The following is a 14098-nucleotide window of genomic DNA, read 5'->3' on the forward strand; positions in this document are numbered from 1 at the left end:
GGTGGGGGCGGGTCGCGGGGTGGGGTGAGGGATGGGGTTAGGGGTTGTGGGGCAGGGGTTGGTTGCCGGCCTCGTTGTTTCAACCGACGTTTGACGGTTGCGGAAACGGTGTTTTGATTAGGTCACTCGGTTGGGTTCACTCGGTCGTGGAGGTTGTAGTTGGGGAAAGTGCTGGTCAGGGGGGTGGTGGGTTAGGAGGGCGGGGTTGGGGTGATGTCGGTGGGGGTGGGGTCTTCGGCGATGGTGGCGACCTCGGTGGCGGCTTCGGGGCCTGCGGACAGCAGGACGCGGAAGCCGGCCTCGTCCAGGACTGGGACCTTCAGCTGGACGGCCTTGTCTGCCTTGGAGCCCGGGGACTCGCCGACGACCACGAACGCCGTCTTCTTCGACACGGAGCCGGCCGCCTTACCGCCGCGCGACAGGATCGCCTCCTTCGCCTCGTCACGCGAGAACGTCTCCAGCGACCCCGTCACCACGATCGACAACCCCTCCAGGTTGCGCGGGATCGAGGTGTCGCGTTCCTCCGCCGTGCGAACCCCCGCGGCCTGCCACTTGCGCACGATCTCCTGCCGCCACGGCGTCTCCACCCACTCGCGCACGGCCGTGGCGATGGTCGGGCCGACGCCCTCGGCGGACGCCAGCTCCTCCTCCGTGGCCGCGACGATGCGCTCCAGCGAGCCGAACTCCTGCGCCAGGGCACGGGCGGCCGTCGGGCCCACGTGGCGGATCGACAGGGCGACCAGGACTCTCCACAGTGGACGTTGCTTGACCGTCTCCAGGTTGTCCAGCAGCTTCACGGCGTTCGCGGTCAGCTCGCCGTCCTTGGTGCGGAACAGGTCCACCTGGGCCAGCTTGGCCGCGTCCAGGTCGAACAGGTCGCCCTCGTCGCCGTACACCGGCGACTCGACCAGGGCCGCCGCCGCCTCGAAGCCCAGCACCTCGATGTCCAGCGCCGACCGCGACGCCAAGTAGGCCAGGCGCTCGCGCAGCTGACCCGGGCACCCCGCCGCGTTGGGGCAGCGGATGTCGACGTCGCCCTCCTTCATCGGGCGCAACGCGTGGCCGCACTCCGGGCAGGTCAACGGCATCTCGAACGCGTAGGCGCCGTCCGGCCGGGCGTCGATCACCGGGCCCAGCACCTCCGGGATCACGTCGCCGGCCTTGCGGATCACGATGCGGTCGCCGATGAGCACGCCCTTGCGCTTGACCTCGCTCGCGTTGTGCAGGGTGGCGCGGGCGACGGTGGAGCCCGCCACCTTCACCGGCTCCATCACCGCGAACGGCGTCACGCGACCGGTGCGGCCGACCTGCACCTTGATGTCCAGCAGCGTGGTCGTGGCCTCCTCCGGCGGGTACTTGAACGCGATCGCCCACCGCGGCGCGCGGGACGTGCTGCCCAGCCGCCGCTGCGACGACACCTCGTCCACCTTGACGACCACGCCGTCGATCTCGTGCACGGCGTCGTGCCGGTGCTCGCCCCAGTACGCGACGTGCTCCCGCACCTCCTCGAACGTGCTCAGCACCCTGGTGTGCGACGACACCGGCAGCCCCCACGATCGCAGCGCCTCGTACGCCTCGGACTGGCGGCTCAGCTCGAACCCCTCGCGCTTGCCCAGCCCGTGGCAGATCATCCGCAGCCGGCGCGACGCGGTGACCTTCGGGTCCTTCTGCCGCAACGACCCGGCGGCGGTGTTGCGCGGGTTCGCGAACGGCGGTCTGCCCGCTTCCACCAGCCGCGCGTTGAGCTCCAGGAAGTCCTCCACCGCGAAGAACACCTCGCCGCGCACCTCGACCAGGGCGGGCACGGGGTGCTCCTCGGTGCCGGTCAACGTCTCCGGCACGTCCCGCAGCGTGCGCACGTTCAGCGTCACGTCCTCGCCGGTCCGCCCGTCGCCGCGGGTCAGCGCCCGCACCAGCCGCCCGTGCTCGTAGAGCAGGTTGACCGCCAGCCCGTCGATCTTCAGCTCGCACAGGAAGTGCGCGTCCGACCCGACCTCCTTGCGCACCCGCTCGAACCACGCCTCCAGCTCGTCGGGCGAGAACACGTTGTCGAGGCTGAGCATCCGCTCCAGGTGGTCGACCGCGGTGAACTCGGTCGAGAACGTGCCGCCGACGAGCTGGGTGGGCGAATCGGGCGTGGCGAGGCCGGGGTGCGCCTGTTCCAGCGACTCCAACTCCCGGAGCAACGCGTCGAACTCGCCGTCACTGACCGTCGGCGAGTCGAGGACGTAGTAGCGGAACTGGTGCCCGCGCACGACCTCGGCCAGCGCGGCGTGCTCCGCGCGCACGTCGGCGGGCACGTCCTCGACGCCCTCGGCGGGGACCTGGGCGGGGTTCAACGGGTCGTCGCTGGTCACGGCATGAGGGTAACCAGGGGGTCCGACAATTTCAGGACCGATCCCCGGCCACCGACCGCACCAGCTCGCGCAGCTCCAGCAGGCCGATGCCGCCCTCCGGCTCGGCGGACGCCGTTTCCACCCGGCCGAGTCGTTCACCCGCCAGGCGCTCACCGAGCGTGACGTCCAGGGGCAGGAACGTCATGGTCTGCCGGGCCGTGTCGTCGAGGTTCTCGAACTCGGGGTGGTAGACGGCGACGTCGACCAGGCCGTCGCAGACCTGGGCGACCACGCGCACGTCGGCGAGCCGGATGCGGCGCGGGCCGAGGTTGACGGTGACCTCGGTCGGGTCGGGCACGGCGGGCACCGAGTCGTGGTACTCCCAGATCATGTCCTCCGACGGCGCGGCCTTGATCCACGCGTCCGTGTAAGGCCGCAGCTTCGGATCCTCACGGCTGGTGACAACGAGGGCGTAGATCGCGCGGTGGCCGCGTTCGAGGGAGAACTCCAGGTCCGGGTGCACGGCGGCGACCAGGGCCCCGATCTCGCCCTCCACCCGGAACGGCTCGCCGTCGCCCAGCGCCGCGCTGACGTGGGGGAGCAGCTCGAACCACCCCTGCCAGAACGCGACCGCGGCCTCGTCCGGGTTGGGCAGGTGGACGGGTTCGGGCTCGGGCTCGGTGCGTCGGCGGAACCAGCTCATGGCTCCATTGAACTACGGCGGGCGGCGACGGCGAGGAGTTCCGCGGCGGGTCCCACCAACCGGCGTCCGCCCGGCCACACGGCACGCAGCACACGGTCCAGGTCGAGGTCGACGGGCACTTCGACCAGCCGTCCTTCGGCGAGGTCGACGGCCACCGCGAGCACGCTCAGCACGGCGGGCGCGACACCGGCGACCACGGCGCCGCGCACCGCCGTGGTGGAGCCGAGCTCCAGCGCGGGCGGGCACGCGTCGGGCAGCGCCCGGTCCAGGGTGTCGCGGGTGCCGGAGCCGCGTTCGCGCATCACGAGCGGTGTGGCGGCCAGTTCGGGCGGGGTGAGCGGTCGACGCCGGCGGGCCCACGGGTGTGCCGGCGCGACGACCAGCGCGAGCCGGTCCACGGCCACCTTGCGGGACGAAATGCCTGGTGGCGGCGGTCCTGGGGCTTCGATGAAGCCGAGGTCGACCGCACCGTCGCGCACGAGCGCGCCGACCGTCTCCGAGTTGGTCACGCGCAGTCCGACGCGCAGGTCGGGCCGGGTGCGGCGCAGCTCGCCGATCCAGCGCGGGGCGAGGTGCTCGGCCACGGTCATGCTGGCGGCGACCCGCAGCTCGGCCTCCTGCGCCGACCGCAGCGCCCGTGCCGCTTCCACCAGGCCCGCGACCTCGTCCAGCACCCGCCGTGCCCGTTCGGTCACCACCACGCCCGCGGGGGTGAGCGCGGATCCGCGCCGTCCCCGGTCCACGAGCACGACGCCGAGCCCGCGTTCCAGTGTGGACAGGCGCTTGCTCGCCGACGGCTGGGCGATGCCGAGCTCCCCGGCGGCCCGGCCGAGGCTGCCCAGCTCCCCGACCAGCACCAGCAGGCGCAGCGATTCGAGGTCCGGGGTCATAGCCCCAGGGTATGACCCCGGACCTCACCGACGGCTACCGGAAGCGGTCGCGCGGACGGACGCTGGGCGGGTGCTGATCGCCGCGTTGGTCCTGGGTGTGCTGGTGGGTGGACGCCTGCCGGACCTGGCCGGCGTCACGCGCGGGTTGCTGCGCACCGGAGTGGTGCTGCTCGGCCTGCAACTGTCCGTTGTGCAACTTCTCACCCTGGGACCGGGCGTTCTGCTCGCCATCGTGGTCACGGTGTCGGTCACGTTCTTCGGCACCCTGCTCCTGGGCCGCTGGCTGCGGCTGCCCCGCGGCCTGTGCGTGCTGGTGGCCAGTGGTTTCTCGATCTGCGGCGCGTCGGCGATCGCGGCCGTCGAGGGCCGGGTGGACCGGGAGGACGAGCACGTGGCCACGAGCGTCGCCCTCGTCACGCTCTACGGCACGCTGGCGATGGTCGTGTTGCCGTTGCTGGACGCCTCACCGCAGTGGATCGGGCTGAGCGTGCACGAGGTGGCGCAGGTGGCCGCCGCCGCACCCGCGGGCGGCCTGGCGACGGCGATGGCGGTGAAGCTCGGCCGGGTGGCGCTGCTCGCGCCGATCGTGGCCGGTGTCGGTGGGCGCGGTGCGCCGCCCGTGCCCGCTTTCCTGCTCGGCTTCCTGGCGTCGATGCTGGTCGGCCCGCTGCTGCCGACCGCCGTGCTGGACGTGGCCAAGACCGCGACGACCGCGGTGCTGGCCGCCGCGCTGTTCGGCCTGGGCACGTCGGTCCGCCCGAAGGCGCTGCTGCGGACCAGCCCCAGGGCGCTCCTCCTGGGGCTGCTGTCCACGGTCCTGGTGTGCGGGGCGGGCTACCTGTCGCTGCGGGTGGTGTGAGCGCGCAGCAGGTCGGCGTTCAGCCGGGCGATGGTGGTCAGCGGGATGCCCTTGGGGCACGCCGACGTGCACTCGCCGGTGTTGGTGCAGCCGCCGAAGCCGGCCGCGTCGTGCTCGGCCACCATGTCCCGCGCGCGCGAGTACCGCTCCGGCTGCCCCTGCGGCAGCACGCCCAGGTGCGTGGCCTTCGCGGCGGTGAACAGCATCGCCGACCCGTTGGGGCACGCCGCCACGCAAGCGCCGCAGCCGATGCACGCCGCCGCCTCGAACGCCGTGTCCGCGTCCGGCTTGGGCACGGGCGTCGCGTGCGCGTCCGGCGCGGACCCCGTGGGCACGCTGATGTACCCGCCCGCCGCCACGATCCGGTCGAACGCCGACCGGTCCACCACCAGGTCGCGCACGACCGGGAACGGCTCGGCCCGCCACGGCTCCACGGTCACCACGTCGCCGTCGCGGAAGTGCCGCAGGTGCAACTGGCACGCCGTGGTGGCCCGCTCCGGCCCGTGCGCCATCCCGTTGATCATCATCCCGCACATGCCGCAGATGCCCTCGCGGCAGTCGTGGTCGAACGCCACCGGCTCCTGCCCGGTTGTGATCAACCGCTCGTTGAGCACGTCCAGGGCCTCCAGGAACGACATGTCCGGCGACAGGTCGTCCACGACGTACTCCACCAGTCGCCCGGTGGCGCCGCTCTGCCGCCAGATCCGCAGGGTCAGCTTCACGAGTAGCTCCTGGTGCTCGGCGTGACGTGTTCGAAGACCAGCTCTTCCTTGTGCAGCACGGGCGGTTGGCCCACGCCCGTGTACTCCCAGGCGGCCACGTAGGAGAAGTTCGCGTCGTCGCGCAACGCCTCGCCGTCCGGCGTCTGGCTCTCCGACCGGAAGTGGCCGCCGCACGACTCCTCGCGGTGCAGGGCGTCGACGCACATCAGCTCCGCCAGCTCGAAGAAGTCCGCGACCCGGCCCGCCTTCTCCAGCTCCTGGTTCAGCCGCTCACCCGTGCCGGGCACCTTCACCCGCTGCCAGAACTCCTCGCGCAGCTCCGGGATGCGCTCCAACGCCTTGCGCAGCCCCGCCTCGTTGCGCTCCATGCCGCACTCGTCCCACATCAGCCTGCCCAGCTCGCGGTGGAACGACTCGACCGTGCGGTCGCCGTCCACGGCCAGCAGGGTCTTCACCCGGCCGCGCACCTCGGACACCGTGTCCGCGACCGCCGGGTGGTGGTCGTCCACCGGGTCGAACGGCGCGTCGGCCAGGTAGTCCCCGATCACGCCGGGCAGCACGAAGTAGCCGTCCGCCAGGCCCTGCATCAGCGCCGACGCGCCCAGCCGGTTCGCGCCGTGGTCGGAGAAGTTCGCCTCGCCGATCACGTACAGGCCGGGGATCGTGGAGCGCAGGTCGTAGTCGACCCACAAGCCACCCATCGTGTAGTGCACGGCCGGGTAGATGCGCATCGGCGTCCGGTACGGGTCGTCACCGGTGATGCGCTGGTACATCTCGAACAGGTTGCCGTAGCGCTGTTCGACGGCGGGCGTGCCGAGGCGGGCGATGGCGTCGGCGAAGTCGAGGTGGACGCCCCGCTTCTCGTCGGAGATGTTCTTCGCCGCGCGGGAGGCGATGTCGCGCGGCACGAGGTTGCCGAAGGCCGGGTACATGCGCTCCAGGAAGTAGTCCCGGTCGGCTTCGGGGATGTCGTTGGGCGCACGGGTGTCGTGCGGGTCGCGCGGCACCCACACCCGGCCGTCGTTGCGCAGGGACTCGCTCATCAGGGTGAGCTTCGACTGGTGGTCGCCGCTGATCGGGATGCACGTCGGGTGGATCTGGGTGAAGCACGGGTTCGCGAACAGCGCGCCCCGCCGGTGCGCCCGCCAGATCGCGGTGGCGTTGCAGCCCTTGGCGTTGGTCGAGAGGTGGAACACGTTGCCGTAACCGCCGGTCGCGAGCACGACGGCGTCCGCGAAGTGCGTCGACACCGCGCCGCTGACCAGGTCGCGCACGACGATCCCGCGGGCCCGACCGTCCACCACGACCAGGTCCAGCATCTCGGTGCGCGGGTGCATCTCGACGCGTCCGGCGGCGACCTGCCGTTCCAGCGCCTGGTAGGCGCCCAGCAGGAGCTGCTGCCCGGTCTGGCCGCGGGCGTAGAACGTGCGGGAGACCTGCGCGCCGCCGAACGACCGCGTGTCCAGCAGGCCGCCGTACTCGCGGGCGAACGGCACGCCCTGCGCGACGCACTGGTCGATGATCTCGACGCTGATCTGCGCCAACCGGTGCACGTTCGACTCGCGGGAGCGGAAGTCGCCGCCCTTCACGGTGTCGTAGAACAGGCGGTGCACGCTGTCACCGTCGTTGCGGTAGTTCTTGGCCGCGTTGATGCCGCCCTGCGCGGCGATGCTGTGCGCGCGGCGGGGGCTGTCCTGGTAGCAGAACGACTTGACCCGGTAGCCGAGCTCGCCCAGCGTCGCCGCGGCCGAGCCGCCCGCGAGGCCCGTGCCGACCACGATCACGCTGCGGTTGCGCCGGTTCGCGGGGTTGACCAGCCGGGCGGAGAAGCGGCGGCGGTCCCAGCGGGTCTCGATCGGCCCGGCCGGCACGCGTTGGTCGGAGATCGGGGCACCTTCGGTGTAGGGCATATCAGCTCACCAATCCGGTGAAGACGGCGAAGGGGACGGACAGGAAACCGGCGCAGATCGCCACCGCGACGGCGAGGCCGATCACGCGCGAGGTGGTGACGCCGAGGGTCTGGGTGGCGCTCCACACGCCGTGGCGGATGTGGAAGCCCAGGGCCAGCACGGCGACCGAGTACGCCAGCACCACGTACCAGTGCCGGAAGTCGGCGACCACGTTCGCGTGAATCTCGCCGGGCACGCCGTTCGGGTTGAGCCAGCCGACGGTGAGGTCGAGCAGGTGGTAGACCACGAACAGGGCGATGATCACGCCACCCCAGCGCATCGTGCGGGCCGCGTAGCTGCCCTGGACGCGTCGGCGGTGCTGGTAGCGGCCCCTGGCCTTGCGGGCTTTGGCGGTGAGTTGGTAGGCGGCGACGAAGTGCAGCGTGACGCACACGAGCAGCGCCACCCGCGTCGGCCAGACCACGCCGATCTCGCGCAGCCAGCGGCCGTAGCCGTTGATCGCCTCCGCGCCGGAGAAGACGGTCAGGTTGCCGAGCATGTGCACGACGACGTACAGCAGCAGCCCGGCGCCGGTGACCGCCATGACGACTTTCTTGCCGACGGTGGTGCGGTAGAGCCCGATCGTGTCCACGTCGGTGACGCTAGGAACGGGTGTGACGAGTCGTCCAATACATCGTGAGCTGCCTGAAGATAGCCTGGGGCTATGACGCTGCAGCAGCTCGCATACTTCCTGGCAGTGGCCCGGACGCGGCACTTCACGCGGGCGGCGGCGGAGGTGCGTGTGGCGCAGCCCTCACTGTCCAAGCAGATCCACGCGTTGGAGAAGGAGCTGGGGGCGGAGCTGTTCAGCCGGGCGCGGGGCAACGTCACGTTGACGCCGGCGGGCGAGGCGCTGCTGCCCGTGGCCGCGCGGATCCTGTCCGATGTGGACACGGCCCGGCTGGAGGTGGCCGAGCTGGTGGGGCTGCGGCGGGGCCGGGTGCGCGTGGGTGCGACGCCCAGCCTGTGCGGCAGCCTGTTCGCCGACGTGATCAAGCGCTACCACGACGCCTACCCCGGCATCCAGGTGACCGTGACCGAGGGCGGGTCGCGCGACCTCGTGGCGGCGTTGGAGGCGGGTCAGCTGGACCTGGCCCTGGTGATCGTGTCGCCGGCCGACGCGGACCGGGCGCTGACCGTGGTGCCGGTGCTGCGGGAGGAGCTGGTGGTGGCGTCGGCGTCGCCGCTGGGCGTGACCCGGATGCCGTTGACGGACCTGCGCGAGCACCCGCTGGTGATGTTCCGGCCGGGGTACGACCTGCGGGAGACGACGTTGGCGGCGTGCCGCCAGGCGGGGTTCGAGCCGCGGTTCGCGGTGGAGGGCGGGGAGATGGACGCCGTGCTGCGGTTCGTGGAGGTGGGGTTGGGGGTGGCGATCGTGCCGAGCACCGTGCTGGCCACGCGGTCGTTGCACGGGACGCCGTTGACGCCCGCGACGACCCGGACCGTGGCCTTGGCGCACCGGACGGACGTGGCGCCGACGTCGGCCGGGCGTGCGTTCCAGAGCGTGCTGCTGGCGTTCCTGCGCGGGGCGGAAATGCCTTCGGGGGTTCACCTGGTGGAGCCGTAGGGTGCTGTGCCGTGCTGATCCGACGCGAGACCGCCGCCGATGTCCAGGCCATTCACGACGTGACGGAGGCCGCGTTCGCCGCCAGACCGGGCGGTGAGGCGCGGCTGGTGGGCGAGCTGCGTGCCGACCCGGGCTGGATCCCGGCGCTGTCGCTGGTGGCCGAGGTGGACGGCGCGGTGGTCGGGCACGTCGTGTGCACGCGTGGTCGGGTGGGTGACGCCCCGGCTTTGGGCCTGGGTCCGCTCAGCGTGCTGCCGTCGCACCAGCGTTCGGGCGTGGGCAAGGCCCTGATGCACACCGTGCTGGGTGCGGCCGACGCCCTCGGCGAGCCGTTGGTGATCCTCCTGGGCGACCCGGCCTACTACTCGCGCTTCGGCTTCGTGCTCGCGTCGACCTGCGGCATCACCCCGCCGGACCCCGACTGGACCCCGTACTTCCAGGTCCGCACCCTGACCACCTACACCCCCGGCCTGACGGGCCCTTTCACCTACGCCACCCCCTTCACCACCCTCTAACCCCCGCGAGAGTCCTACATCCAGCACGCGAGAGTCCTACGTTCGCGCCCCCTGAATTCAACACTCGGCAGACCGAGCGGTCGGTCGAGCGTTGAACTCGGGGGTCTTGAACGTAGGACTCTCGCGGCGCGAACGCAGGACTCTCGCGGTTACCAGGTTTCCGGGGGTTCGAGGAAGGACTTGGCCAGGTCGCGGGTCAGGGCCAGGGCCCGGCGCATCCACTGGTCGCCGGCGCCGGCCATGCCGCACGTCGGCGTCGGCACGGCGTGCGTGCCCAGGATCGAGCGCGGGAAGCCGAGGCGGTCCACCAGCTCCAGCGCGGGCCGGGCCAGGGACTTCAGGCTCGGTGGCACGGCCGGGTCGGTGCTCGGGGTCAGGCCCAGGAACAGCTGGGTCTTCTCCTCCCACGCCTCGCCGATCTCGTCCCACATCGAGTCGTCCAGCAGCGTGACGTCGAACGACACGGCCCGCGCGCCCGCCTGTCGGATCAGCGTCACGGGCGGCTTCGGCGCGCAGCAGTGCACGATCACGTCCGCGTCGAGCCCGTCGATCACGCCCTGCAACACGGCGCGCGCCTCCGGCTCGGGCACCGCGGGGACCGTGCCCAGCTTGGACGGCGTCGGCAGCAGGCCCTTGAGCACGGCGGGCAGCGCGGGTTCGTCCAGCTGCACGACGACCTTCGCGCCGGTCCGCTTGGCGACCTCGGCGACGTGCCGGTTGAGCCCCTCGACCAACGACTGGGTGAACTCGCGCAACGCTCCCCGGTCGGTCAGCACGCGGTGGCCGCGCAGCAGCTCCACGCTCGCGGTGAGCGTCCACGGCCCGGCGGCCTGCACCTTGACCACCGACGGCGGCGCGGGCTCGGCGGCCTCCTCGAACGCGTCCAGGTCGCGGCGCACCAGGTCCACCGCGCGCCGGTGGTCCCTACCGGGGTGCGCGGTGGTCCGCCAGCCGGACGGGACCACCTCGACCGGCAGGTCGACCAGGAGCGCGGCGGTGCGGCCGATCATGTCCGCGCCGACGCCCCGCGCGGGCAGTTCCGGCAGGTGGGGCAGGTCGGGGAGTTCGCCGAGAACGATCCTGGCGGCCTCCAGCGGGTCGGTTCCGGGTAGCGAGCCGATGCCGGTTGCGGCGCCGGCGGACCAAGGGAGGGCATCCACGCGCACAGTGTCCCACCACCGCCGCCGGCCCGTTCGAGACCGAAAAGGTCTAGACCCATTGACGATGTGGTCCAGTCCACCTACCGTCACCTTGTCGGTGCCGACAGTGGTCGAGGGCACCGCCACGACGTGGTGTGGGGGCGTGCCGCGCCCCACGCTCCCGCACCACTCCCACCCCGTTCCCTCCTGCACGGGAGTAGGTACCGATGTCTTCGAAGCGCACAACCCTGGCCGCGTTGGCGGCCGGCGTCACGGCGGCCCTGACCGCCGGTCTGCTGCTGGCCGCCCCCGCAGGCGCCGCACCAACCCCCACGGCCGTGTTCAGCCAGGACTCCACGTGGAGCTCGGGCTACCAGGGCAAGTTCACCGTCACCGCCGGGTCGAGCGCGGTGTCCGGTTGGAAGATCGAGTTCGACCTGCCCGCGGGCAGCGCGCCCGGCTCGTACTGGGACGCGACGCTGACCAGCAGCGGCTCGCACCACACGTTCACCAACCGCGAGTACAACGGCAGCCTGGCGGCGGGCGCGTCCACGTCGTTCGGGTTCCTGGTGAACGGCACCGGCGTGCCCGCCAACTGCAAGCTCAACGGCCAACCGTGCACCGGCGGCACGACCACCACCACAACCACCACCACGACGACTACGACGACGACCACTTCGGACCAGCCGCCCCTGCCGGGCAGCCTGAAGTCCGCGCCGTACGTCGACATCACCATGCCGACGCCGTCGCTGGAGTCGGTCGCCCGCGCCACCGGCCAGAAGGTGTTCACGCTCGCCTTCGCGCTCGCCGACAGCAGCGGCTGCAACCCGTCGTGGGGCGGCACGATCCCCTTGAACGACAGCCGGATCGTCAACGACGTGCGGGCGCTCAAGGCGCTGGGCGGTGACGTGATCGTGGCGACCGGCGGCGCGGCCGGGCCGTACCTGGAGTACTCGTGCTCCACCGCCGACGCGCTGCTGGCCGCGTACAAGAAGGTGCTGGACGCGGTCGGCAGCAACCACCTGGACGTCGACGTCGAGGCGTCCATCCCGCACGACATGGTGAACACGGCGTTGAAGCGCCTGCAGACCGAGCGCGGCACGTCCATCAGCTACACCATGCGCGTGCAGGGCGACGACTACGGCATGGACCCGTACTCGGTGCAGATCCTGCAGAACGCCGCCGCCAAGGGCCTGACCGTCCTGGTGAACCCGATGACGATGGAGTTCGGCTCGTCCCGCGCGGACTGGGGTGACGCCGTCATCGCGGCGGCGGAGAGCAGCCTGCGCCAGATGAAGCAGATCTGGCCGGCCAAGTCCGACGCCGAGCTGAAGCGCCTGCTCGGCGTGACCCCGATGATCGGCCGCAACTTCAACGGCAAGGTCTTCACCCAAGCCCACGCCCGCAAGCTCGTGACGTGGGCCAACACCAACCGCATCGGCCTGCTGGGCTTCTGGTCGGTGGGCCGCGACAACGGCGGCTGCCCGGGCGGCGGCATCTCGCCGACGTGCAGCAGCATCAGCCAGTCCCAGTACGAGTTCACCAACATCTTCAAGGGCTTCACCGCCTGACAAAGGTCAGTACAGCGGTGTGAAGTGGAGGCTGAAGCCGTGGTCCGCGCGGTGGCCGCTGGTGGCGGCGAGCCAGTACTCGCCTGGCCGGACGATTGCGCCCGCGTACGAGTTCGACTCACCCCCGCCGTGCGCGATACCGACCACGTGCGTCGGTGGGTTGTCCGGGCCGACGGTCAGCCGCACGGTGGCCGTGTAGCCGCCGACGAAGTAGACCGACACGTAACCCAGCACGTCGGCGCGGTAGAGGGTGTCGAGCTTCGGGGTGGTCCGCGGGCCGCCCACGCCCGACGGGGTGGCGCGGGCTTCGAGGGAGCGCACGGCGGCTTCGGCTTGGCGGGCCAGGGATTCGATCCTCGTGGCGTCGTCCAGCAGCGGGCGGGTGGCGGACAGTTGGGCGGCCAGGGTGGCGGACCTGGCTTTCCAGGTCCGCCACCCTGGCCCGCAGTTCCTCGGCCTCGCGCTTCGACTTGAACACCTAGCCTCCCAGCAGGATCAGTACGCCGATGGTGATCAGCACGACCGGCAGCGCCACGTGGCCCCAACGGCTCAGGGCGCGGGCGATGGCGGGACGGGTTGCGAAGTAGCGGCCCGCTCCGCACCATACGGCCACCAAGAGCAGGAAGACGATGGCGTAAGTGGTGATGGCGGTGGTGGCGAAGACGGGGACGTAGACGCCGATGTTGTCGCCACCGTTGGCGAACGTCACGGTGGCCACGCCGAGCGCGCCCGTGGCCACCGGTGACGCGTCGTCGCCCCCGCGCCACGCCTGCCAGGCCGCCTTCACACCCAGCGCCAGCGGCAGGAGGCCCAGCCACGGGAGCACGGTCGGCGGCAGCAGGGTCGCGCCCAGGGCGGCGGCGATGGCCACCGCCAGGATCGCGGCGAAGCCCAGGTACTGGCCCAGCACGACGCGCCACGGCGGCACGCCCCGCGAGAAGAACAACGCCAGCAGCACGATGTCGTCCACGTTCGTCACCGCGAACAGACCTACCGCACGGATGATGTCCAGCACCCGCGAACCTTAAGGTGCGGGGATGGACGGACCCGCGGAGATGCTCGCCAACGACGCCGCGTCGGCCGCGCTCGGCATCCGGGCGCTCGAACTCGGCGACGGCACGGCGAAGCTCGCCATGACGATCACCGACCGGATGGTCAACGGGCACGGCATCGGGCACGGCGGGTACGTGTTCCTGCTCGCCGACACCGCCTTCGCCTGCGCGTGCAACCGCCACGGCTCGGTGACCGTGGCGGCGCAGGCGGAGATCGACTTCATCGCCCCCGTGCACGAGGGGGACGAGCTGGTGGCCGAGGCCGTGGAACGGGCGCGGTTCGGGCGCAGCGGGATCTACGACATCACGGTGCGCCGGGGCGAGCAGGTGGTGGCCGAGTTCCGCGGCCGCAGCCGCACCCTCAAGCCGAACGGCGCAGACCCAGCACCTGCAGGGTGATGAACCCGGCCACGGCGACCGCTTGGGCGACGATCAGGAAAACGCCGAGCCCGGTCACCGGGAACCACCCGGCGAAAGCGGTCAGGAAGCTGTCCAGCACCCACACCGAATTGCCGATGATCACCACCGCGACCAACGGCCGGATCGGTCGCGTCCCGAGCACGAAAACACCCACGCCGTAGGCGACGAGGAATGCGCCGAGCCCGATCACGAGACCGCGCGGCAATCCCGTGGGCAGGTCGAAGAGGAGGGCGAGCAGGCCGAGCCCGCCCGAGGCGACGCCGTCGAGCTTGAGGGCGAAGCGGAGCAGACCGTCGTGGCGAACCTGAGTTGTCGTCATGGCTCGAAAGCTAGGGTCGGCGGCACTGCCGGCGGAACGCCGAACACTGCCAA

The 14098-nt window shown here is 71.5% G+C and carries 15 protein-coding genes; 5 read left to right on the forward strand and 10 right to left on the reverse strand.

Going from position 1 to position 14098, the window contains the following annotated elements; all coding sequences use genetic code 11:
* Positions 1-191: 191 nt before the first annotated feature.
* The 3 genes from ligA to LZG04_RS38015 are packed head-to-tail and all read right to left on the reverse strand — an operon-like array spanning position 192 to position 3929.
* Entirely contained in the window at positions 192-2357 is a 2166-nt protein-coding gene (ligA, locus tag LZG04_RS38005; RefSeq protein ID WP_233826510.1) for an NAD-dependent DNA ligase LigA, read from the reverse strand.
* A 31-nt stretch (positions 2358-2388) separates the two neighbouring features.
* The gene (locus LZG04_RS38010) at positions 2389-3039 is read right to left on the reverse strand and encodes a hypothetical protein (RefSeq protein WP_233826512.1); all 651 of its coding nucleotides are present in this window, start codon (positions 3037-3039) and stop codon (positions 2389-2391) included.
* Positions 3036-3929 (reverse strand): LysR substrate-binding domain-containing protein, encoded by an 894-nt coding sequence (locus LZG04_RS38015; RefSeq protein ID WP_233826514.1) that lies wholly within the window; start codon positions 3927-3929, stop codon positions 3036-3038. The genes LZG04_RS38010 and LZG04_RS38015 overlap by 4 nt, the downstream gene beginning before the upstream one ends.
* 70 nt (positions 3930-3999) lie before the next feature.
* Here LZG04_RS38015 and LZG04_RS38020 point away from each other — a divergent pair, with 70 nt between their 5' ends.
* Positions 4000-4788, forward strand: a complete 789-nt coding sequence (locus LZG04_RS38020) for a putative sulfate exporter family transporter (protein ID WP_233826516.1) — start codon at positions 4000-4002, stop codon at positions 4786-4788.
* Here LZG04_RS38020 and LZG04_RS38025 read toward each other — a convergent pair.
* From LZG04_RS38025 to LZG04_RS38035, 3 genes are read right to left on the reverse strand one after another with little or no spacing between them, the layout of a single operon-like run.
* A complete protein-coding gene (locus LZG04_RS38025) occupies positions 4764-5510 on the reverse strand; it encodes a succinate dehydrogenase/fumarate reductase iron-sulfur subunit (RefSeq protein ID WP_233826518.1) in 747 nt (248 codons plus the stop codon). The two genes, LZG04_RS38020 and LZG04_RS38025, sit on opposite strands and share 25 nt — an antisense overlap.
* Positions 5507-7420 (reverse strand): fumarate reductase/succinate dehydrogenase flavoprotein subunit, encoded by a 1914-nt coding sequence (locus LZG04_RS38030; RefSeq protein WP_233826520.1) that lies wholly within the window; start codon positions 7418-7420, stop codon positions 5507-5509. Before LZG04_RS38030 ends, LZG04_RS38025 begins: the two co-directional genes overlap by 4 nt.
* 1 nt (position 7421) lies before the next feature.
* Positions 7422-8051 (reverse strand): succinate dehydrogenase cytochrome b subunit, encoded by a 630-nt coding sequence (locus LZG04_RS38035; protein ID WP_308199658.1) that lies wholly within the window; start codon positions 8049-8051, stop codon positions 7422-7424.
* 72 nt (positions 8052-8123) lie between these two features.
* Here LZG04_RS38035 and LZG04_RS38040 point away from each other — a divergent pair, with 72 nt between their 5' ends.
* Together LZG04_RS38040 and LZG04_RS38045 are read left to right on the forward strand one after the other, a co-directional pair.
* Positions 8124-9029 (forward strand): LysR family transcriptional regulator, encoded by a 906-nt coding sequence (locus LZG04_RS38040; RefSeq protein ID WP_233826523.1) that lies wholly within the window; start codon positions 8124-8126, stop codon positions 9027-9029.
* Positions 9030-9040: 11 nt separating this feature from the next.
* Positions 9041-9544: a GNAT family N-acetyltransferase gene (locus LZG04_RS38045; RefSeq protein ID WP_233826525.1), complete on the forward strand. Its 504-nt coding sequence runs from the start codon at positions 9041-9043 to the stop codon at positions 9542-9544.
* Positions 9545-9693: 149 nt separating this feature from the next.
* Here the strand turns inward: LZG04_RS38045 and LZG04_RS38050 are convergent, their stop codons facing one another.
* Positions 9694-10704, reverse strand: coding sequence for a methionine synthase (locus LZG04_RS38050; protein ID WP_233826527.1), 1011 nt, complete (start codon positions 10702-10704; stop codon positions 9694-9696).
* 206 nt (positions 10705-10910) lie between these two features.
* Between LZG04_RS38050 and LZG04_RS38055 the strand changes: the two genes are divergently transcribed.
* The gene (locus LZG04_RS38055) at positions 10911-12254 is read left to right on the forward strand and encodes a cellulose binding domain-containing protein (protein WP_233826529.1); all 1344 of its coding nucleotides are present in this window, start codon (positions 10911-10913) and stop codon (positions 12252-12254) included.
* Positions 12255-12260: 6 nt separating this feature from the next.
* On the opposite strand, the gene LZG04_RS38060 is transcribed toward LZG04_RS38055, so the two are convergent.
* A complete protein-coding gene (locus tag LZG04_RS38060; RefSeq protein ID WP_233826531.1) occupies positions 12261-12575 on the reverse strand; it encodes a hypothetical protein in 315 nt (104 codons plus the stop codon).
* 157 nt (positions 12576-12732) lie between these two features.
* Entirely contained in the window at positions 12733-13269 is a 537-nt protein-coding gene (locus LZG04_RS38065; RefSeq protein WP_233826533.1) for a cadmium resistance transporter, read from the reverse strand.
* Positions 13270-13291: 22 nt separating this feature from the next.
* Here LZG04_RS38065 and paaI point away from each other — a divergent pair, with 22 nt between their 5' ends.
* A complete protein-coding gene (gene paaI / locus LZG04_RS38070) occupies positions 13292-13705 on the forward strand; it encodes a hydroxyphenylacetyl-CoA thioesterase PaaI (protein WP_233826535.1) in 414 nt (137 codons plus the stop codon).
* Here the strand turns inward: paaI and LZG04_RS38075 are convergent.
* The gene (locus tag LZG04_RS38075) at positions 13668-14045 is read right to left on the reverse strand and encodes a hypothetical protein (RefSeq protein ID WP_233826537.1); all 378 of its coding nucleotides are present in this window, start codon (positions 14043-14045) and stop codon (positions 13668-13670) included. The genes paaI and LZG04_RS38075 overlap by 38 nt on opposite strands.
* Positions 14046-14098 lie beyond the last annotated feature (53 nt).

Source organism: Saccharothrix sp. S26, from assembly GCF_021390395.1.
Taxonomy (GTDB): domain Bacteria; phylum Actinomycetota; class Actinomycetes; order Mycobacteriales; family Pseudonocardiaceae; genus Actinosynnema.